This is a genomic window from Slackia equolifaciens, assembly GCF_003725995.1.
Lineage (GTDB): Bacteria > Actinomycetota > Coriobacteriia > Coriobacteriales > Eggerthellaceae > Slackia > Slackia equolifaciens.
Genome location: NZ_QIBX01000001.1, coordinates 190,224 through 209,031, shown reverse-complemented (window position 1 = coordinate 209,031; position 18,808 = coordinate 190,224). Strand labels below are relative to the sequence as shown.

General features: G+C 60.6%; 14 protein-coding genes. 9 read left to right on the top strand and 5 right to left on the bottom strand.

Annotated features, from left to right (window positions below; all coding sequences use genetic code 11):
* Nucleotides 1-27: 27 nt before the first annotated feature.
* The 4 genes from DMP06_RS00840 to DMP06_RS00825 all read right to left on the bottom strand — a co-directional run bounded on the left by DMP06_RS00840 (nucleotide 28) and on the right by DMP06_RS00825 (nucleotide 6,310).
* The gene (locus DMP06_RS00840; RefSeq protein ID WP_123207847.1) at nucleotides 28-246 is read right to left on the bottom strand and encodes an acyl carrier protein; all 219 of its coding nucleotides are present in this window, start codon (nucleotides 244-246) and stop codon (nucleotides 28-30) included.
* 181 nt (nucleotides 247-427) lie between these two features.
* Nucleotides 428-2,950, bottom strand: a complete 2,523-nt coding sequence (locus DMP06_RS00835; RefSeq protein WP_161957769.1) for a bifunctional metallophosphatase/5'-nucleotidase — start codon at nucleotides 2,948-2,950, stop codon at nucleotides 428-430.
* A gap of 30 nt (nucleotides 2,951-2,980) precedes the next feature.
* The gene (locus DMP06_RS00830; protein WP_123207845.1) at nucleotides 2,981-4,279 is read right to left on the bottom strand and encodes an immune inhibitor A domain-containing protein; all 1,299 of its coding nucleotides are present in this window, start codon (nucleotides 4,277-4,279) and stop codon (nucleotides 2,981-2,983) included.
* A gap of 558 nt (nucleotides 4,280-4,837) precedes the next feature.
* On the bottom strand, nucleotides 4,838-6,310 hold the full coding sequence (locus tag DMP06_RS00825; protein ID WP_123207844.1) for a sodium:solute symporter family protein: 1,473 nt from the start codon (nucleotides 6,308-6,310) through the stop codon (nucleotides 4,838-4,840).
* A gap of 302 nt (nucleotides 6,311-6,612) precedes the next feature.
* Here DMP06_RS00825 and DMP06_RS00820 point away from each other — a divergent pair, with 302 nt between their 5' ends.
* The 7 genes from DMP06_RS00820 (at nucleotide 6,613) to DMP06_RS00790 (ending at nucleotide 15,598) form a co-directional block, all read left to right on the top strand.
* Nucleotides 6,613-7,800: a helix-turn-helix domain-containing protein gene (locus tag DMP06_RS00820; RefSeq protein WP_123207843.1), complete on the top strand. Its 1,188-nt coding sequence runs from the start codon at nucleotides 6,613-6,615 to the stop codon at nucleotides 7,798-7,800.
* Nucleotides 7,801-8,304: 504 nt separating this feature from the next.
* The gene (argF, locus tag DMP06_RS00815) at nucleotides 8,305-9,321 is read left to right on the top strand and encodes an ornithine carbamoyltransferase (protein WP_123207842.1); all 1,017 of its coding nucleotides are present in this window, start codon (nucleotides 8,305-8,307) and stop codon (nucleotides 9,319-9,321) included.
* 253 nt (nucleotides 9,322-9,574) lie between these two features.
* On the top strand, nucleotides 9,575-11,104 hold the full coding sequence (locus DMP06_RS00810) for a YfcC family protein (RefSeq protein ID WP_123207841.1): 1,530 nt from the start codon (nucleotides 9,575-9,577) through the stop codon (nucleotides 11,102-11,104).
* A gap of 109 nt (nucleotides 11,105-11,213) precedes the next feature.
* The gene (locus DMP06_RS00805) at nucleotides 11,214-12,074 is read left to right on the top strand and encodes a dimethylarginine dimethylaminohydrolase family protein (RefSeq protein ID WP_123207840.1); all 861 of its coding nucleotides are present in this window, start codon (nucleotides 11,214-11,216) and stop codon (nucleotides 12,072-12,074) included.
* A gap of 338 nt (nucleotides 12,075-12,412) precedes the next feature.
* The gene (locus DMP06_RS00800) at nucleotides 12,413-13,423 is read left to right on the top strand and encodes an NAD(P)-dependent oxidoreductase (protein ID WP_123207839.1); all 1,011 of its coding nucleotides are present in this window, start codon (nucleotides 12,413-12,415) and stop codon (nucleotides 13,421-13,423) included.
* A gap of 203 nt (nucleotides 13,424-13,626) precedes the next feature.
* Nucleotides 13,627-14,580, top strand: coding sequence for a carbamate kinase (arcC, locus tag DMP06_RS00795; protein ID WP_123207838.1), 954 nt, complete (start codon nucleotides 13,627-13,629; stop codon nucleotides 14,578-14,580).
* 103 nt (nucleotides 14,581-14,683) lie between these two features.
* Complete coding sequence (locus DMP06_RS00790) at nucleotides 14,684-15,598, top strand: MBL fold metallo-hydrolase (protein WP_123207837.1); 915 nt, start codon at nucleotides 14,684-14,686, stop codon at nucleotides 15,596-15,598.
* A gap of 81 nt (nucleotides 15,599-15,679) precedes the next feature.
* Here DMP06_RS00790 and DMP06_RS00785 read toward each other — a convergent pair whose 3' ends face one another.
* A complete protein-coding gene (locus DMP06_RS00785) occupies nucleotides 15,680-16,939 on the bottom strand; it encodes a glutamate-cysteine ligase family protein (protein ID WP_123207836.1) in 1,260 nt (419 codons plus the stop codon).
* 387 nt (nucleotides 16,940-17,326) lie between these two features.
* On the opposite strand from DMP06_RS00785, the gene DMP06_RS00780 reads away from it, so the two are divergent.
* Both DMP06_RS00780 and DMP06_RS00775 read left to right on the top strand, forming a co-directional pair.
* Nucleotides 17,327-17,755, top strand: a complete 429-nt coding sequence (locus DMP06_RS00780) for an arginine repressor (protein ID WP_123207835.1) — start codon at nucleotides 17,327-17,329, stop codon at nucleotides 17,753-17,755.
* Between the two features lie 275 nt (nucleotides 17,756-18,030).
* Nucleotides 18,031-18,705: a hypothetical protein gene (locus DMP06_RS00775; protein WP_123207834.1), complete on the top strand. Its 675-nt coding sequence runs from the start codon at nucleotides 18,031-18,033 to the stop codon at nucleotides 18,703-18,705.
* Nucleotides 18,706-18,808: the final 103 nt, after the last annotated feature.

Genomic DNA, 18,808 nt, shown 5'->3' with positions numbered 1-18,808 from the left:
ATGCGGGCGCTCCACGAAGAAACGCGATTACAGGGAGTCAATGTAGGAAACCAGCTGGCCGACGGTCTCCAGGCCTTCGGGCTCGCCGAACTCGACGTCGCACTTCTCCTCGATCTCGCAGATGAGCTCGACCATATCCAGGGAGTCGATGCCCAGCGACTCAAAGGTGGAATCCTCGGTCACGTTCTCGGGTTCGATGTCCAGGTTCTCCTGCAGGATTTCCTTGACGGTGTCCAGCGTTGCCATGGGGCACGTCCTTTCTTGGGGTTGCTGCTCCTTCTTTGAACGGCGCTATTCTATCGCATTTCCGATGTGCGACCGGGGCATGTTGCGCGTACGAAGGGTTTCACCACATTTCGCCGCCCGTATTGATGCACGGCATGCCGTCTTCGGCCAATGACTTTGCGCCTCAATCGCTCGCAGGCGCCTATCGCCTGCGCGACAGGGTGGCACGGCGAGCGGCTATGACGATAACGGCGAGGAATGCCGCCGCGCTTGCAAGGCATGCAGCTTTGAGGGCGGGGCCGTCTCCCGTCGCGGCAAGGCCGTTGCTCGCTTCGCCCTCCATGTGGTTGTCGGGCTCGGTGCCGCCAGGCTCGCCGCCGGTATTCGAGGCATCGCCCGTGCCTCCGGGGGCGATGTCGTCACCTGAGTCACTTGAGTCATCTTCGTGGCCATCGTCGGGCTCGGATGCCTGAGCGATGGTAATGCGGCCTGCGCCGTTTTGATCCAAATAGCCTTCGCCAATCTCGCCGCCCAGATCGCGCTGGATGTAGTCGATGAGCGTCTGCACGTCGGTAGTGCCTTCGTCGGAAATGATGGGGCAGCCTTTGAACATCGACATGCCGTCGCCGCCTTCCACCAACATGAAGTTGTGCGAGGCTACGGTGTAGGTGGCGTTCGGGTCGATCGGCGCTTCGCCCACGGTCACGTTCTTCACGCGCCTTTCGCCATCCACGCGCACGAATGCGCCCGATGCGTCGGTTACCACGCCGGAGGGTACCGATGGGTCGATTTGGTACGTCAAGCCCGATACCTGCAAAAGCCCATTGCAGCTTTCGGGGTGCAGTCGTGCGCCCATCTCCAGGGCGTCAAGCAGCTGCTGGCCCGTGACCTGCGCCATCACGATGGTGTTGCCGAAGGGCTGCACGCTGAGGATATCGCCGTAGGTGAGCGTTCCCGCTTCTATGGGGGCGCGTAGGCCGCCCGCGTTCATCAGTCCGATGTCGGCCCCCATGGCGCTTCGATAGGCATCCGCCGCCAGATCGCCCAGGTTGGTTTCGCCCACGGTTGCCAAGCGCAGGCCCTCTTCGGTTTCCCACGGCATGATAACCTGGCTCTTCGCTACTTCCTCGTTCAGGATTTCGGCGAATTCGTCCTGATAGCGTTCAAGCGCCGCGGTTACATCGGCGTCCTTTTTCGCATAGTCGGCCGACGTGACAAGCTCGACGTCAAAGCCGCCGTCGCGCAGCGTGATCTTTCCGATGCTCGAAAGCTGCGTGCCCGTTTGCACCAGCAGCACATCATTGCCCTGGGCGTCTGCGACATATTCATTTTCCTGCTCGTGCGAGTGGCCGTCGATCAGCACGTCGATGCCCGATGTGTTGGCGATGACCTCCTTGCTCGACCAGCGTGGCGTGACGCCTCGGTTGCCCAGGTGCCCCACGGCTATCACGTAGTTGGCGCCGCTTTGGCGAGCGGCATCAACGCTTTGCTGCACGCGTTCGTAGAGCGCCTGACCGGTTTCATCTTCGCAGAAGCCCACGATCGTATTGCCCTCTTCGTCCTGGAAGTTCGACGGACGCGATTTGGTGAGCGTCTCAGGCGTGGCGATGCCGATGAACGCCACGGTGACGGGCTTGCCTCCTGCGATATAGCGATGCATCGCCAATCCGGGCCTATCGAACAACGGCCTGCTGAAGGGGCCTTGATCCTCGAGCGTCAGATCGTCGGCATTGGCTGCCAGATAGGCGATGCCCCAATCGGCCGCCTGGTCCTCCAGCTCCTTCAGCGTGCCAACGCCATAGTCGAACTCGTGATTGCCCGGCACCGCGATATCATAGTCGGCCGAGCCCATCGCATCCACGGGGATGGATCCCTTCGAAAGCGTGGCAAGCGCGTTGCCCTGTACGGCGTCGCCCGCATCGATGAGGGTCGCATTGCTGGTGCCTGCCAACGTGCGTGCCTCCAGCTTGAGCGCGGCAACGCTTGCGTAGGTGAGTCCTTCAGATGCCGGGTCGAGCCCCGCGCCGTGCACGTCGTTCGTGAAGAGAATGGTTGCCGCATCGGCTGCGTCGGCGTCATCCGGGATGTCGGCGAGAACCATCTTGAAATCGGCGGCATCTTGCGCCCCATCCAAGGCGAACACGCCTATTCCGCTTGCTGTGCGCTCGTTGGGGTCATCGACGGTGCCTCTGAAGCATTGCAGCGTATCGGTGAAGGCGGTGCTGTCGCGCTGCAGCTCGCTGTAAAGCCCCGTGGTGCGGAAGGGGTCGCGCGTCATGACTGAGCGCTCGCCGATTGCGTCATACGACTCGAGGTAAACGGGCATGTATGCGGGCTGATGGTCGGGCGTGTTCACGGTGTTGTCTTCAAGGCAGGTGTCCCAGGTGCTGGCGTCGAGGTGCCACACCACAAGGCCTCCCGTTACGTCTGTCCCGTCTCCCGTTTTGCTGTAGATGCCGCAAAGCCCCTTGTCGAAGCCCTGTGTCAGGCGGTTTTCAATGAAATAGTACTCATCAGTTCCGGGAATCTGAATCGAATAGAACCGGTAACCTGGTTCGGATTTCGATGCCTGTGCGGTATAGGTGCCCTCCTCGGTGATTTCGATGGGCGTGGAAAATCCCAGGAGGTAGCTGCAAAGCGGGTCGAGGCGCGTGGGGATTTCGGTGACCTCGTCGATGTTTTCGCGCGTGATCGGAATGTCGGAGCCCCATGCGCCGCTCGCCATCACCGAGAGCCCGTGCACGACGTAATCTGACTATGCGCCCTCTTCGCCCGTTGTGTTGTATAGGTCGGGCAGGCCAAGGTAGTGGCCCAGCTCGTGTGTGACGGTGGAAGCTGAATTCTGTGCTTCGGGCTTGGTGGGGTCGGTCGCGAATCCTTGGACTTCGCCCATCGCTATGTAGTTCGAGGCCTTCATGCCGTCTGCGACGAACCATTCCCCGATATCTTGGATATTCCAGGCATGCGCCCAGAAGCTGTGATAGTCCTCGCCGGAATACGAGCTCTCGTAGCCCGCGATGACAAAGTTTACGGCAAGTTCGTCGGTGGTGAGGATGCCGTCGTTGTTGGAGTCGAACGAGGCGAAATCAACCAATCCCTCCGCTGCGGAGAAGGCGCGCTGCAGCATGTTCACGAAGTCAAGCAGCATGGGGTCCGATTGGTCTCCGCCCCAATTCCCATGGTCCTCGTCAAGGGTCACGTGCACAACGCCGTCGTTTTCGGCATCGCATTGGTTGGTGTTTTCGGATATGCCGTAGGCACTCGACTCGGGCGCCGGCTCAAAGGTGAACGACCCGTTGGATGCGTCGCTCCAAAAGGCGGCAGTGGAATACTCTCCCGTAAAAATCTGACTTGACCAGTCGTAGTTGTCGCGGTAGGGCATGTCGGAAAAGCCCACTACGATAGTGAGCAGGGGAATGGAGTCGGGCAGGGCTACGGTATTCTGCCCGAAGGAGAGCGTGCCTGCGGCATTGCGCGAGAGCAGGGGGAAATCGTGCGTCATGCGGCTAGCGGCGGTTTTGCCCGCAAGCGCCGCGTAGGTCTCACGCGCTTCGGCGGAGAAAAGGCCGTCGGCGGCCGAGACGTGCTCGCTCTGCCGTGCGTTGTTTGCGCTCGGCAGGGTGCTGTTTGCCTGCGCCGTCGCATCGCCAGCTTGCTCGCCGAGCGAGAGTGTGCCGTCGCCGTTGTCGACCACATAGCAGAGTGCGCCCGTTTGGGGGTCGCGCTGCAAGAGGTTGCCGTTCTCGTCGGTGAAATACGCGAAGCTCTCGTCGCCGTGAATGTAATAGCTCACTTCTGATCCGTCGGGCTGGCTGGCGGTTTGCAGCCCGGGAAATGCGGGCATAGCAAGCGCGGCGTGGGGAAGCGCCAGCGTGCCTAGGGCGAGCGCTATGAGGCAGAGGATGGGCGCAAAGACGGCGGAGGGGGTTCGCGCGCGAACGAGAAGGCGGTCGGGGGCGCTCGTGTGCATGCGGATGGTGGAGTGGTCGCGAGTGTCGGCGAGCATGCGAACGATGCTGGGGACATGGGCCGAGAGCGGGTTGCATGGTGCCATAGGGTGGTCCTTTCCCGGGGCGTCTTATTGCCGTTAAACATACCTATCGCTCACGAAAGACGAGACGAGAAATAGGCGGCAATCTAACCGCTGGGCGTAAATCGCTCATCCGGCGATGCGGGCGGTCTAGCGCCGTGCTAAGAGGCCGCCATGATCAGCCGTGCGGAAGTCGGATGGGGTGGTTGCAGCCGCCTGACCAACGGGGCGGATTCCGGGCGAGGCGGCCGTATGCCGTCTTATCCGGCATCCTTCTGGTGCGGCACGAGAGGACTTGCCCGGCGAAATCCTCAAGCTGCCCGGATTCGAATGAGCGCCTCGTGTGGAAAGCCTCCGGGTGCCCGAAGCTCAAGTCGTCGGTCACAAGAACGCCTCCCATTTCTCGCGTCCAAGAAATGGGAGGCGGTTCGATTGCGAGACCCTTCCTATTGGGATTATTGTTGGAGATGCCCGCGAAGCTTCCGATTACAGCGGGGCTTTTTGCTTTGCGTGGCATCGCCAAGACGCCTGGCGCCGCACATTACCCAAGCTCCGCCTGTCGCGCCCTGGCTGAAACCGTCGCTACTCCTTCTGCGCTTGGGCGTCGGCCGCTTCCATCTCGGCGAGCTGCCTGTCGAGCTCCTCATCGTCAAGGGGCGATTCGATACGATTCTTCTTGTCGATGATATTCACGATGATGTAGGAGACCAGGCCGCCGATCATGCCGGCAACGATGGGGGTCGAGCCGGACGTGCCCATGGTGATGAAGCATGCCGTTACGATGATGCCGCCCACCGCCAGCGAAACCAGGCCGGCCTTGGGGCTGAAGCGCTTGAGCACAAAGCTTGCCACCAGGGGTACGAACACCGCGCCGGACAGGTATCCGTAGCAGATATCGATGCCTACCAGCACGTTGTTGATCCACAGCGCGCATATCATAACGATGACGCCGATGATCAGAGCGCATACGCGCGTAACGTTGACCTCGTGCATCTTGGTGGGCTTCTTGTTGATGAAACGCACGTAGATATCGTTGTAGAGGATGGTAGAGGAGGCGAGGATGGTGCCGCTCGACACCGACATCGCCGCCGCCATCGCCGCCGCCAGGATGATGCCGCGTACGCCCTCGGGCAAGAACGACGCCACGCCGATCACGAATGCGTCCTCGGGGTTGCTCAAATCGGGCAGCAAGGCGAATACGGTCATGCCGATGACCACCGTTGCCAATGCATAGAGAATGGAGTAGAAGCCTGCGCAGATGGTGCCGGTCTTGGAGACCTTCTCGTTTTTGGCGGTAAAGATGCGCTGCCAGATATCTTGGCCGATGATCAGGCCGGGAACATAGAGCACCACGTAGGCGAAGCTGCGATCGAAGCCCATGTTGGTGGGCGACATATACCCCTGCGGCACCGCGCTCACAAGCGCATCCCATCCGCCCGCTGCGGCGATGCAGAAGATGGGCGCCAGGATAAGAATGCCGATGGTTTTCACCACGAACTGCACGATATCGGTCATGGTGACCGACCACATGCCGCCCACGAAGGTGTACAGAATGACGATGCCGCCGCCGACCACCATAGACAGGGTGGCGTCGATTCCCAGCACGCCGTGAATGATGGTGCCGATGGCGATGACCTGCGTAACGCTTAGCACCAGCGTATAGATGAGAGTGAGCACGGCGCTGAAGATGCGGGCGAGCGGGCCGTAGCTTTTCTCGACGACCTCGTTCACGCTCAGCGCGCGCAGCTTTGACAGCTTGGAAGTTACGAGGAAGCCGGCGATGATCAATCCCACGCCGATGCTTAGATTAAGCCAAATGCCGCCGAGGCCGAAGTTGTAACCCAGCTCGGCGCTTCCGAGCGTGGAGCCGCCTCCCAGCGTGAGCGCTGCCATACAGCCAAAGAACATGGGGAACGAAAGCCGCCTGCCTGCTACCAGGTAGTCTTCTTTTGTTTTAGCGAATTTCGCACCGAGGAATCCGACTACGATAATCACGATGAAGTACAGCGCGATAATCACGAAGTCGATGGTTGAAAGAGATGCCAGGCCTTCCATCGCCTCTCCTTTCGGGAGTATCGCATGTGGAAGCCGAATGAGCCCCCGAAAGGGACAACCTCCAGCTTCCGAATGCGAGCACGAGAACACACGCATGGTTTTCCGCCATGCGACACGTGCATGGATCAGTTTGCTGGATTCGTTGATTATACCACCGCATGAATGAACATATTGGAGATGTCTATAAATGGCCCGCCCATGCATCGCCGCAGGCTGTCGCTTTCCCCAACGAGCGTCCCGTGACGCGAGTGGAGGATGCTACAATTTGGCACGCATGTTTTTGTTGGAAAGGATGCTCCTCTATGATCACCGTTGCCGACATCATCGCCTTGCCTGCATTCAGCCGCATTCGTCTTCTTGCGCCCATTCCCCATGCCGGGTCGCGACCGGTGCACAACGTGGGCATTATGGATGTTTCTCCTGAGTACGATGGGTACAACGTGTATGTCCCCGGCGAGTTCATCGTGACCAACCTGGGGTTTGCCAACGGCGATTCCAACGAGGCGGATACGGCGCTTATCGCCATGATGACGCGCGGCGTTTCGGCCATCGCCATCAAGACCGTGTACAACCCGCCCATCACCGACCGCGCGCGCAAGGCGAGCGAGGAGTTCGGCGTACCTGTGTACATATATGATGGCGCCTACCACGAGATGGTGGCCTATCAGGCGCTCGACCTGATTCGCCGCGACGAGCAGGAGTCCAACAAGAGCGAGGCGATCGACGAGCTGCTTGCGGGGCGCGATGGAAAGGCCGTGCGCCGCGCCATGTACGATATCGCGGGCGCGACGGGCTCTTCGGTGCGATGCGTGGCGATCGCGACCACCGCGACGGAAGGCAAGGGTGCCGACGACTTTTCGCTCCATGCTGCGTTGGGCGCGCTTCGCCAGGCGCTGCCTGATTTCGTGCGGTCGCACTCCGATGTGGATTCGGTGTTCGCGTGCCGCTACCACGGCGTGCTGCTGCTATTCGTGTCCTACGACGCGCGCGTGCTGGGCGCTAACTCCAAGGCGGCAATCAAGGATCTGGTGGCCTCTATCGGGCCGCTCTCATGCGGTTTCGGCGATGAGGTCCCGCTGACCGACGGCGACCTGACGGTACGCCAGGCGCTTGCTCTGCTCGAGCTGGCGCGCGAGAGGGGAGTGGCGTCGCTCGAGTGGTTCGATGCGCAGTCGGATGCGTTCACGCTCGCCGCCAAGCAGGACCGCCTCTTTGTGCGCACGAGCGCCACATATCTCTCGCGCCTGCGCGATTACGACTCCGCGAACGATTCCGAGCTCGAGGCAACGGCGGAGGCGTTCGTGAACTCGTTGGGCGACATTAAGGTTGCCGCAGACGAACTGTTCCAGCATCCCAACACCGTGCGCTACCGCCTGCGCAAGATCAAGGCGCTTATGGGCATGCCCGAGGTGAGCGATCGCGAACTGATGGTGTTTCTCACGCTGGTGTTCCTGGGGCGCGAGAACGAGGGCGAAGGCCCCGTCCGTTAAGACTGCCGCATGCGCATCGCTCGGGGCGACGGGACGTCGCCTGTTGCTTTGCTGCACCACTGCTCTACTTTGATAAAGTCCTGTTCGGGGGCGATTTTCTCCATACTCTACCTTTTTGATCGCAAAAACTTTGCGCTACGGTTCGCGTGCTCCAATCATAGAATCGCCTTATGAAACGCGGGGTGCGCTATAGGCTTTGTAAATGCGTACAAAACATGCCGGGTCGATTTGTCCGACCATCCATAGGCGGCGCCAAAACAGGGGTCTAAACTAAGCGCTGTTGGGCCCAAGCCCACCCGAGCGCGCAGCGCTCGACCGCGATGTTTCGCGATACACCTTAAAACACTTCCTATTGGCGAGCGCATCGGGCGCACTCAAGGTTGGCTACATCGCTTCAGAAGAAGCGTTTAGAGCACGCCTTACCTGCCAGGAGGGGTTGCCTTTCGTTTGAAGGCAATGCCGTCGGGGATAAGGACGGGATAATCCAGACGAAAGGAGCAACGCATGACGGAATCGGTATTTCAGGGTCGCCACCTTCTCTCCACGCGTGACTACACCAAGGACGAGCTGATGTGGCTGATCGGCTTCGCCGAGCACCTGAAGGATCTCAAGAAGCGCAACATCCCGCACCACTACCTCGAGGGCAAGAACATCGCGCTGCTCTTCGAGAAGACCTCCACGCGCACCCGCGCCGCCTTCACCACCGCCTGCATCGACCTGGGCGCCCACCCCGAGTACCTGGGCAAGGGCGACATCCAGCTCGGCAAGAAGGAGACCGTCAAGGACACCGCCAAGGTCCTGGGCTCCATGTTCGACGGTATCGAGTTCCGCGGCTTCAAGCAGGAGCATGTCGAGCAGCTGGCCGAGTACTCCGGCGTGCCCGTGTGGAACGGCCTGACCGACCGCGAGCACCCCACCCAGATGCTCGCCGACTTCATGACCATCAAGGAGCACTTCGGCAAGCTCGAGGGCCTCACGCTCGCATACTGCGGCCAGGGGCGCAACAACGTGCAGAACTCCCTCATGATCACCTCCGCCATCCTGGGCGTGAACTACGTCAACGCCACCCCGGCCGAGCTCGAGCCCGACCCGGCGATCGTCGAGCTCGCGCAGAAGTTCGCCGCCGAGTCCGGCGCGACCATCCGCGTGACCAACGACCCCGTTGACGCCGTGCGCGGCGCCGACGCCGTGTACACCAACGTGTGGGCGGCCATGGGCGAGGAGTCCCAGTTCGCCGAGCGCGTGCGCCTCATGAGCCCCTACCAGGTCAACGCCGAGCTCGTGAGCCACATCGAGAACCCCGACTGGATCTTCCTGCACTGCCTGCCGGCCTTCCACAACGCCGAGACCGAGTACGCCGCCAAGATCAAGGAGGAGCACGGCATCGAGGCCATGGAGTGCACCGACGACGTGATCTACAGCGAGCACTCCGTCTGCTTCGAGGAGGCGGAGAACCGCATGCACACCATCAAGGCCATCATGGCCGCCACCCTGGGCAACCTCTACATCCCCCGCGTGTAGCGAAAGGGATGCCGCGAAGCGGGCCGGGCGTGCTGCTGGATCGCGCCACGGCCCCGCCGAGCGGGCCCTCTCCACGCGACCCGCGCACTTCTGAGAAAGGGCGCGCGAGGGCGCCGAAACTGATGGCATAAGGGGTCCCAAGGCTCTTGCACCCTTCGAATCTTGGGAATGCCGCGTCCTTGCGCGCCCAGTCCTGGTGTGCGCCTCCATCCTATAAATCGGGCTTAGGGCCCACGCAGAGAAGGGGGCTTCCATGGCAGAGCAAGTGGAAGCGAAGACTGAAAAGAAGAAAGAAAAGAAAAAGTTCCAGATGCCGAACACCTATGTGATCCTGTTCGTGATCATCGGCATCATCGCACTCCTTACCTGGTTCGTTCCGGGCGGCGCGTATGACCTCACCGAAGAGGGCGACGCCATTGCCGGCACCTACCATGTAGTCGAATCCAACCCGCAGGGCCTGTGGGATATCTTCATGGCGCCTGTCACGGGCATGCTCGGATCCGACACCGTTGACGGCGCAATCGCCATCTCCCTCACCATCCTGCTGTTCGGCAGCTTGCTTGAGATGATGGACAAGACCTGCGCCCTCAAGATCGCCATCAAGCGCATCACCAACGCGAACAAGAACAACATGAACGTTCTGATCGCCATCCTCGTGATCATCATGTCGTTCTTCGGCACCTTGGAAGGCGCTTACGAGGAAGGCATCGTGTACTTCCTGATGTTCGTTCCGGTCATCCTGGCGCTCGGTCTTGATACCGTGACCGCCATCTTGATCGTGGTCCTGGGAACCCAGGTAGGCTGCATCTCCTCGATCGTCAACCCGTTCGCAACGGGCATCGCCTCCGGCATCGCCGGCATCTCCCCGGGCGAGGGCATGCTTGAGCGCATCATCATGTTCGTGCTCTTCGACGCCTTGGCCATCCTGCTCATCTGCCGCTATGCCAACAGGGTTAAGAAGAATCCCGAGAAGTCCGTTCAGTTCTTCCGCCGCGAGCAGGACCTCCTGGAGTTCCCCGCCGCCGACGACGAGGACCTGTCCCTGACCGGTCGTCAGAAGGGTGCTTTGGCCCTGTTCATCCTCACCTTTGTGTTCATGATCATCGGCCTGACTCCGTGGACGTCGCTCAACCCCGACTGGACGTTCTTCGATGACTTCGTAGCCTGGGTTGCCGCCACGCCCATCATTCGCAACATCCTCGGCACCGACATGACCGCGTTCGGCAACTGGTACTTTCCCGAGCTGTCTATGATCACCCTGATCATGGTCATCCTCATCGGCGTGGTCATGCGCTACAACGCCGACGAGATCATCGACACCATCCTCAAGGGTGCTGCCGGTCTGGTCTCCACCGCGTTCGTCGTGCCGCTGGCTCGAGGCATCCAGGTCGTCATGGACAACGGCCAGATTACCCCGTCCATTCTGCATGCCTGCGAAGGCGCCTTGGCGTCGCTTCCTCCCGTGGCGTTCGTCATCGTAGCTTTGGTGTGCTACTTCCTGATCGCCTGCCTGATTCCCAGCTCCACCGGCCTCGCCGCCGCCACCATGGGCATCATGGGCACGCTGGCCACCTTCGCCAACGTGGACGTGCACATCATGGTCATCATCTACCTGATGGCTCTGGGTCTCGCCAAGATGATCACGCCGTGCTCTATCGTGGTTATGACCTGCACCTCCGCCGCTCACATGAGCTATGGCGATTGGGTCAAGCAAGTTGCCCCGATGGTAGGCATCCTGTTCTTGGTTTGCTGCGTCTTCCTGTCAGTGCTCGTACTGATCTAGCAGTTTCAGGCTCCGGCGGCTCGCCGGCCGTCGGAGCTCCCCTTAGGAACCCGTGCGGAGCATCCGCACACTCCATACCCTGGCCAAACTCGAGCGAAAGGACTCAAACATGGCTGAAGAAGAGAAGGTATACGTAGTCGACGCTACCAGCCCCCTGCACAAGGTCATGATGTGCTCGCCGGCGTACTACACGTTCAACGGCATCAACGTCATCACCGCCGAGTGGATGAAGAAGGGCGACACCGAGAAGAACGACGTCATGGTCAAGGAATGGCAGATGCTCGTTGACGCCTACAAGGACAACGGCATCGAGGTCGTCGAGGTTGAGGCCAACCCCGAGTACCAGGTCATGACCTTCGCGCGCGACTACGGCTGCATGATCAAGGAAGGCGCCGTGATCGGCCACTTCCGTCATCCCGTCCGCCAGGTTGAGGCTGCCACCTACGAGGCCAAGCTGAAGGAGATGGGTGTGCCCATCGTCGCTCGCGTCAACGCTGGCTGCATGGAGGGCGGCGACTTCTGGATGATCGACGAGCACACCCTGGTTTGGGGCATGGTCGACCGCACCGACGAGCAGGGCGTTGAGAGCCTTCGCCATCAGCTCGAGAAGTATGGCTACACCGTGGTCGGCGCTCCCTGCCCGCCCGACAATCTGCATCTGGACATGATCTTCAACATCGTTGCTCCTCAGGTTGCCCTTGCCTGCATTGACCAGCTGCCTTACAACTTCCTGCAGATGCTGAAGCGCCGCAAGTTCGAGCTGATTCCCGTGGCCAGCGAGGACATGTACAAGCACGGCTGCAACGTGCAGTGCATCGGCAACAACAAGGTCGTTGCCATCGAGAAGAACAAGCACATAAACGACAAGATGCGCGCTTTGGGTATCGACGTTATCGACGTGCCGCTGGATCAGATTCTGCATGCGGGTGGCGGCCCCCACTGCCTCACCCAGCCTATCGAGCGCTACTAGTTTCGTTGCGCCGGCCTTCCGGCCGGCGCACTTCTCCGGGAGACGCTACGACGCTGCGCGGCGGCCGGGCACCCCATCTAGCCCCTTGTGCAGCACTCGGCGCGTACGAAGTACGCTTGGTGCTGCGGCGGGGCTACCTGGGGCACCGGGCCGCCGCTCGCTGTTATTGCTGCGAATGCGAGCTTATTTACAGTTTTGTCGCGCATTGGAAGTTCGCGGCGTCTCCTTAGACTTGAGGCGTTGGGCGCTGCGCGCCTTTTACGGCAGGCTGCTTAAAAGTTGCGTACCGCCCAACGTGGCGGGTAATAGTTTCCCATTCTTGTGAGGAGGGAATCCCAGTGAAGATCCTTATCAGTGACTACATTGACTCCATGATGCCCGATCATGAGCTCGAGACCAAGACGCTCAAAGAGGGTTTGGGCGAGGACATCGAGATCGAGGTGTACGCCTATTCCGACGAGAAGCGTGAGGAGTTTTACGAGCATCTGAAGGATGCCGACGCCCTGCTTACCGCTTTCACCAAGATCGACAAAGAGGCTATGGAGCACGCTCCCAAGCTGAAGGTCATCGCCATCAATGCAACTGGCTATGACAACGTTGACATGGAGGAGGCCACCAAACGCAACATCGGCGTGTGCCCGGTGGGCGAGTATTGCACGTGGGACGTGTCCGAGGCCGCCATCGCATACATGTTCGCGCTGAACAAGAACTTCAAGTTCTATCAGCATCAGATCGAAGTCGAGCACAAGTGGGACTATGCTGCCGGCCCTGAACTTCCTCGTATCGAGGACCAGACTCTGGGCATCATCGGCTTCGGCAAGATCGGCAAGTGCACTGCGCGCAAGGCCAAGGGCATCGTGGGCCGCATCATTGCCAACGACCCCTTCATCGATAAGGGCCTGTTCGCTGAGAACGGCGTTGAGGAGGCGGACGTCGACACCCTGCTCGCCGAGGCTGATATCATCATCAACCACATGAACCTCAACGAGACGAACTACCATTACTTCGACGCCGAGAAGTTCGCCAAGATGAAGAAGAAGCCCATCGTGATCAATCTGGGCCGCGGCCTGTGCATGGACGAGCCCGCTTTGATCGAAGCTCTGGATTCTGGTCAGATTCGTTCGTTTGGCGCCGACGTGCTCTATGACGAGACGCCCGACTTGGCCAATCATCCGCTGGTGGGTCGCGACAACGTTATCATCACGCCCCATTCCGCGTTCTATTCGTCTTCCTCGCTGCGCGACCTCGAGGTGTTCTCTTCGCGCAACATCGTGTACTTCCTCACCGGTCAGAAGGACAAGCTGTTCAAGCTGGTAAATCAGGAAGTCGAAGTTAAAGACTGCCGCTAGCTTTTGTTCCGGCGTTCTGACGAACGCCGGAATGCACGCGTGAGGCGCTGCGACGTTGCGGCTCGCCCTCGCACCAAATTTTTGCGCGCTTTCGCCGATTTGCGCACGCAGTACGCGGCGCCGACGAAACCCCACGAATCTTAGGCACGAGGGCGAATCTCGCTGTTTCGTTCCTATTCCGCATTATCGAAAGGATGCTTCTTATGCCTTATCAGAAAGGATCCGGCAAGTCCGTCGTCATCGCGCTCGGCGGCAACGCCCTGGGCAACACGCCCCAGGAGCAGCTCGAGCTGGTGAAGAACACCGCCCGCCACATCGTCGACATGGTGGCCGAGGGCATCAACGTCATCGTGACCCACGGCAACGGCCCCCAGGTGGGCATGATCAACAACGCCTTCGCCTATGCGAGCGCCAACGACGGCAAGACCCCCGAGATGCCCTTCCCCGAGGCGGGCGCCATGAGCCAGGGCTACATCGGCTACCAGCTCTCCCAGGCCATCCTCAACGAGATGCGCCGCCGCGACATCATGCGCTCCACGGCCAACGTGGTGACCCAGACCGTGGTCTACCCCGACGACCCCGCCTTCGAGAACCCCACCAAGCCCGTGGGCGCGTTCCTGACCGAGGAGGAGGCGAAGGCCAAGGCGGCCGAGACCGGCTGGACCTACAAGGAGGACGCCGGCCGCGGCTGGCGCCAGGTGGTCGCCTCCCCGAAGCCCCGCCGCATCGTGGAGTCCGACGCGATCCGCGACCTGTTCGACGCGGGCTACGTGGTGGTGTGCACGGGAGGCGGCGGCGTCCCGGTCTTCGAGGCCAACGACGCCTACACCGGCGTGCCCGCCGTCATCGACAAGGACCGCTCCGCCGCGATGATGGCCGCGACCTTCGACGCCGACATGCTGGTGATACTGACCGCCGTGGAGAAGGTGGCCGTGAACTTCGGGAAGCCCGACCAGGCCGACATCGACGTCATGGACGCCGCCCAGGCGAGGCAGTACATCGAGGAGGGCCAGTTCGCCCCCGGCTCGATGCTCCCCAAGGTGGAGGCGTGCCTGGAGTACGTGGAGGCCCGCCCCCAGGGCAGGGCGCTCATCACCTCGCTCGAGTGCGCCGCCGCGGGACTGCGCGGCGAGACCGGCACGATAATCACCGCTTAAGCCTGCCGGCTTAAGCGGCCTCTCAAAGAGACGCTGCGAAGGCGCTTGCGCCGTTGCGCGGCGTCTCTTTTCATATTCGCGCCTTGTAACAGGGGGTGTACGCATGAAGAGCAAATGGACCGACGACAAGCCGCGCCCTTACTATGCGAAATACGAGAGGGTGCCTGTTCAAAACGGGCAGAACTGGTACGAGGTGTACCGGCTTCCTGGCAATGTGCTGGGGATTTGCGAGCCCAACCAGTTCCAAGAGGTGAATTTCTTTCTTATTCCGGGTTCAGAGCGGGCGCTTCTTCTTGATACGGGAATGGGAATCTGCCCAGTGAAGCCGCTGATCGAGGAGCTATGTCCCGGCGAGGTGGTTGTGGTGAACAGCCATTTCCATTTCGATCACATAGCCGGTAATCACAACTTCAAGGCCGTGTATGCTTTTGACGATCCGTACGTTCGGCGCGTGGCGGCGGAGGGCCTTCCAAAAGAGGCGCTGGGAAATCAATTGGAAGAGATCATGTTTCGCTATGGATATCCGGAGGGGTTCTCGCCGGATTCGTTCCGAATTCCTCCGTATCATATGATTCCTGTGCAGGATGGCGACGTGTTCGATTTGGGCGACAGGAAACTCACGGTATACCACACGCCCGGCCACAGCCACGATGGCATCATGTTGTTCGACGAGGAGAATCGGCTTCTGTTTACCGGTGATACGTTCTATCCTGGAGCGCTGTACGCGCATTTTGACAACGATGAATTCGGGAAATTCTCGATGGCGGATTACATCGCCTCGTTCGAGCGTATGTCCGAGCTTATTCCGCGTCTCGACTATCTCATGTGCTCGCATCGTGATTTCACGGCGCCGCCTGTCAAGCTTAAGGAGGCGGCGAATGCCCTGAAGGCGATTGATGCGGGCGAGGTGCTTGACGAGCGCGATGTGGATGAGGGGCACACCTATCTCGAGGACGGATCGCGTTTGTGCGAAGCATTGTTCGACGGCTTTTCGGTGGTGTATAAGAAAACGGTATAGCCCTGCAGCGGCTCTCTTAAAGTACGTGTGGCAGAGCAGGGGGCACCGCGGAGTTGCGGCGCCCCCTACTCGGCTTGACTGCTATCTCAGCGCCAGGTCAGCTAGGGTGGCGCGGCTTCTTACGAGCTCGGCGAGCGGCTTGAGGTAATCTTTTTCGTGCGGGGCAATCTGCAGAAGCCCGCGACGGGCGAGCTCCATGAGCTCCTCGCACATCTCTCCGGCATCGCGGTCATACACGAACGCACGATAGCCTCGTTTCATAAGGGCCGTCTTCGCGTCCTCCACGTCGCCTTCGCGAATGCCGGCGCATGAGACGGCGAGTGCATTCAGCGAATCTTCGCAGTAGAACAGGCCCTTTACGAGCGCCGCGTAGGCCATGACGTAGGGGATGGGCATGGCATCGGCGGGGCGGATTTCCACGTAGGTCTTCAAGCGCACGTCGGGAAACACCATGGAAAGCGCGTGCTCGGCCTCTTGCCTGGTCATAGGGGTGTGCGCATAGATTTCGCCGAAGGTGCGCGTGTCGTAGCGCGCCTCGCTCTGCTCGTCTAGCACCACGATGGCGGGTACGTCCAGAATATAGTCGGCGTAGGCGTCGAAGCCAAAACCGTCGTCGAGCATGCCGGGCACGGTGTTGCAGCGATCAGGGTCGCAGTAGCGCCAGATTTCGGTGCGCATCATCGGGTGAGGGCGGCGGGTTCCTTCGAAGTACGGCGCGTTGTCGCACATGAGCGCGAACAGGGGCGCAAGCACGCATGCGACGCGCGCCTTGGTCACGCAGTCCTCTTCGCTCGCGTAATCGATCGAAATCTGCGTGGAAGCGCTGCCACGCATCATGCGCGGGCCCCATGGCGAGATGGATGAGAGGTATGTGTTCATGAAATCGTAGCGCGCCTTGGGGATGAGCTCCTTATTGGCAGCGCGGTTCACCGGGTCGTACCCGATGGTCAGGGCGCGTCCATCAACGGGAGTGAGCGCCGCATGCACATCGGCCTCAAACTCGTTGAACACACGGTTCGCTTCGTCGATAGAGCCAAAAGGCCCGGCGGAAAGCTCCAGCTGGGCAGCGGGCTCAATGGTCACGCTCATACCGGGGCGCGCCACGCCCAAAAGGTCGCCGTCGTGCACGGTGGTATTTGGATAGCGCGCCGAAAGAGCCTCCAGCACATCGCGCACGCCGTCGGGCTGGCTGTACGATAGGGGATCGCCGGTGTTGTCCACGAGAATGTGCTCGAGCTCTATCCCCAAGCGCTTGGAAGTGCTCGTGCAGCCGCTTTCGAGAATCGATCGGATTGTTGCTTTGTTCCGCGCGCGGGCGGGTTGATCGGAGAATGTATCCATGGGTCGCCTCTCTCGCGATTCGTTTTGCTCGACATGGTAGCGCATTGCCTCGCGCCATCGAGGTGGCATGCGTCGCATTCACCAAGCCGTCGCTTTATCGTTGAAATCCTCGGGTGAATCGCGCATGATGCCTGGCCTCGGATCTTATTCGTAAAAATGAATAGCACAAGACCAAAACGGTCGATTCTGCATTATTCTGCGGATACAATTGATGGTTCATGCATAAAAGTGTATCCTTGTCACAAACGAAACGCCCGCCGCGTACACGCTGGACCGAGGGTCTGGAAGAGACGCCTCGCACGGGCGTGTGCCGCGCCAGGGGCGGGCGTGAATGAATGATGCATGCGGGCCGTGTTGCGCCCGGGCCACTCTAGGAGGTACAAAACCATGACGAAGCGAGCAGTGCGTCACGACGTGATTCGCGACATCATTCGACGCGGCGGAATAAAGACGCAGCGCGATTTGGTGGATCAGCTGCGTGACGAGGGCTATGACTGCACGCAGGCTACGGTTTCGCGCGATATCGCCGGCATGGGGCTCGCCAAATCCCGCGACGGGTACTATGTACTGCCTGAGGACCTGCGCCTCCAGCGCATGGTGGGGGAGCTTGTGGAAGGCGTGGACGTGGTGAACAACTTCCTCGTGGTGCGCACGCCCTCCGGCATTGCGAGCGGTGTTGCCGTGGCGCTCGACGCCGCGCGTCTCAAGGGCATTGCGGGCACGCTCGCCGGCGACGATACCATCTTCGTGATGTGCTACACCGAAGACGACGCGGCCAAGGTGGCAGACATCATCGGCAGGCTGAGAGACCGCTAGGGCCGCGTTGGCGTTCGCGGGAGGGCAGGACGCTCTGCGCGTTCGCACGTATGGCAACGCGAGAAACGGATGTTTGCGGGCGCGTAGCGACGGCTACCGCACGTAACGTATCGGCAACTTGAATATGGAAATGCGAGGCGGTGCCACAGGTGCCGCCTCATGTTTGCTATAGTGCGAAGTCGATTATTGTTCGTCGGCGGGCGGCCCTGTGGTCTTCCGTACGCTATAGGCGCGTTCCGCATTACCGTGCGACGCGCGCAACAGAAAGGCATTGCATGCGAACCATCAAGATCGTATCCCGAATCGCCGTTGCTGCCTGCACGGCATGCTTCGCGGCGCTTCTGCTCGCGTCGTGCGGATCCGTCCAGCAGCAGACGGATGCCGCTCAGCTGAATCGCGAGTACATGTCAAGCGTAAACCGCATCAGCAACGAGGCTTCCGAGGATCTGGCCACATTCAGCCAGGCCGCAAGCCAGGGCGATTTGGCTGCTATGCGTATCGCTGCGGATGATGCAGCTGAAACGCTGGGAAAGATCTCCGATCTTACGGCTCCTGACGCTCTCAAGGAGGTCCATGAGGAGTACAAGGCCGGCGTGTCCGACCTGAGCACCGCGCTCGAGCAGTATATCGAGCTGTATTCCTCGGTTGCGAACGGCACGAGCAGCACGGATTCTGCCGAGCAGAGCGGCGAAAGCTCTGCCAACACGGAGTTCGACGAGGCGGCTCTTGCGGAGGTCCAGGAAACCTACCAGAGCGGCATCGACCATCTCTCCAAGGCCGATTCCATGGTTGCCGAAATCGCGGGCGCGAATCAGTCCGGCCAGAACACGCAGGGCGGCCAAGCGGCGCAGAGCATCCAGAACGCGACGGGCGACCAGCAGCAGAACGGCGACCAGACCCAAGGCGATGGCCAGTCCTCCGATGGCGGCGCTCAGGACAGCCAGGCCTAGTCGGACGGCGTATCTTTTTACCAACCATGATCTTTTGGCCATCGCGCGCCCGGCGTGCGGTGGCCTTTTTGCGAATGAGAAAAGCATTCTCGAACCCGCGTTT

What these genes read in the sequence shown, in the direction of transcription:
- DMP06_RS00840 (WP_123207847.1), bottom strand. Translation starts at nt 246, where the DNA reads ATGGCAACGCTGGACACCGTCAAGGAAATCCTGCAGGAGAACCTGGAC.
- DMP06_RS00835 (WP_161957769.1), bottom strand. Translation starts at nt 2,950, where the DNA reads ATGGCGAGCGGCGCATGGGGCTCCGACATTCCGATCACGCGCGAAAAC.
- DMP06_RS00830 (WP_123207845.1), bottom strand. Translation starts at nt 4,279, where the DNA reads ATGGCACCATGCAACCCGCTCTCGGCCCATGTCCCCAGCATCGTTCGC.
- DMP06_RS00825 (WP_123207844.1), bottom strand. Translation starts at nt 6,310, where the DNA reads ATGGAAGGCCTGGCATCTCTTTCAACCATCGACTTCGTGATTATCGCG.
- DMP06_RS00820 (WP_123207843.1), top strand. Translation starts at nt 6,613, where the DNA reads ATGATCACCGTTGCCGACATCATCGCCTTGCCTGCATTCAGCCGCATT.
- argF (WP_123207842.1), top strand. Translation starts at nt 8,305, where the DNA reads ATGACGGAATCGGTATTTCAGGGTCGCCACCTTCTCTCCACGCGTGAC.
- DMP06_RS00810 (WP_123207841.1), top strand. Translation starts at nt 9,575, where the DNA reads ATGGCAGAGCAAGTGGAAGCGAAGACTGAAAAGAAGAAAGAAAAGAAA.
- DMP06_RS00805 (WP_123207840.1), top strand. Translation starts at nt 11,214, where the DNA reads ATGGCTGAAGAAGAGAAGGTATACGTAGTCGACGCTACCAGCCCCCTG.
- arcC (WP_123207838.1), top strand. Translation starts at nt 13,627, where the DNA reads ATGCCTTATCAGAAAGGATCCGGCAAGTCCGTCGTCATCGCGCTCGGC.
- DMP06_RS00790 (WP_123207837.1), top strand. Translation starts at nt 14,684, where the DNA reads ATGAAGAGCAAATGGACCGACGACAAGCCGCGCCCTTACTATGCGAAA.
- DMP06_RS00785 (WP_123207836.1), bottom strand. Translation starts at nt 16,939, where the DNA reads ATGGATACATTCTCCGATCAACCCGCCCGCGCGCGGAACAAAGCAACA.
- DMP06_RS00780 (WP_123207835.1), top strand. Translation starts at nt 17,327, where the DNA reads ATGACGAAGCGAGCAGTGCGTCACGACGTGATTCGCGACATCATTCGA.
- DMP06_RS00775 (WP_123207834.1), top strand. Translation starts at nt 18,031, where the DNA reads ATGCGAACCATCAAGATCGTATCCCGAATCGCCGTTGCTGCCTGCACG.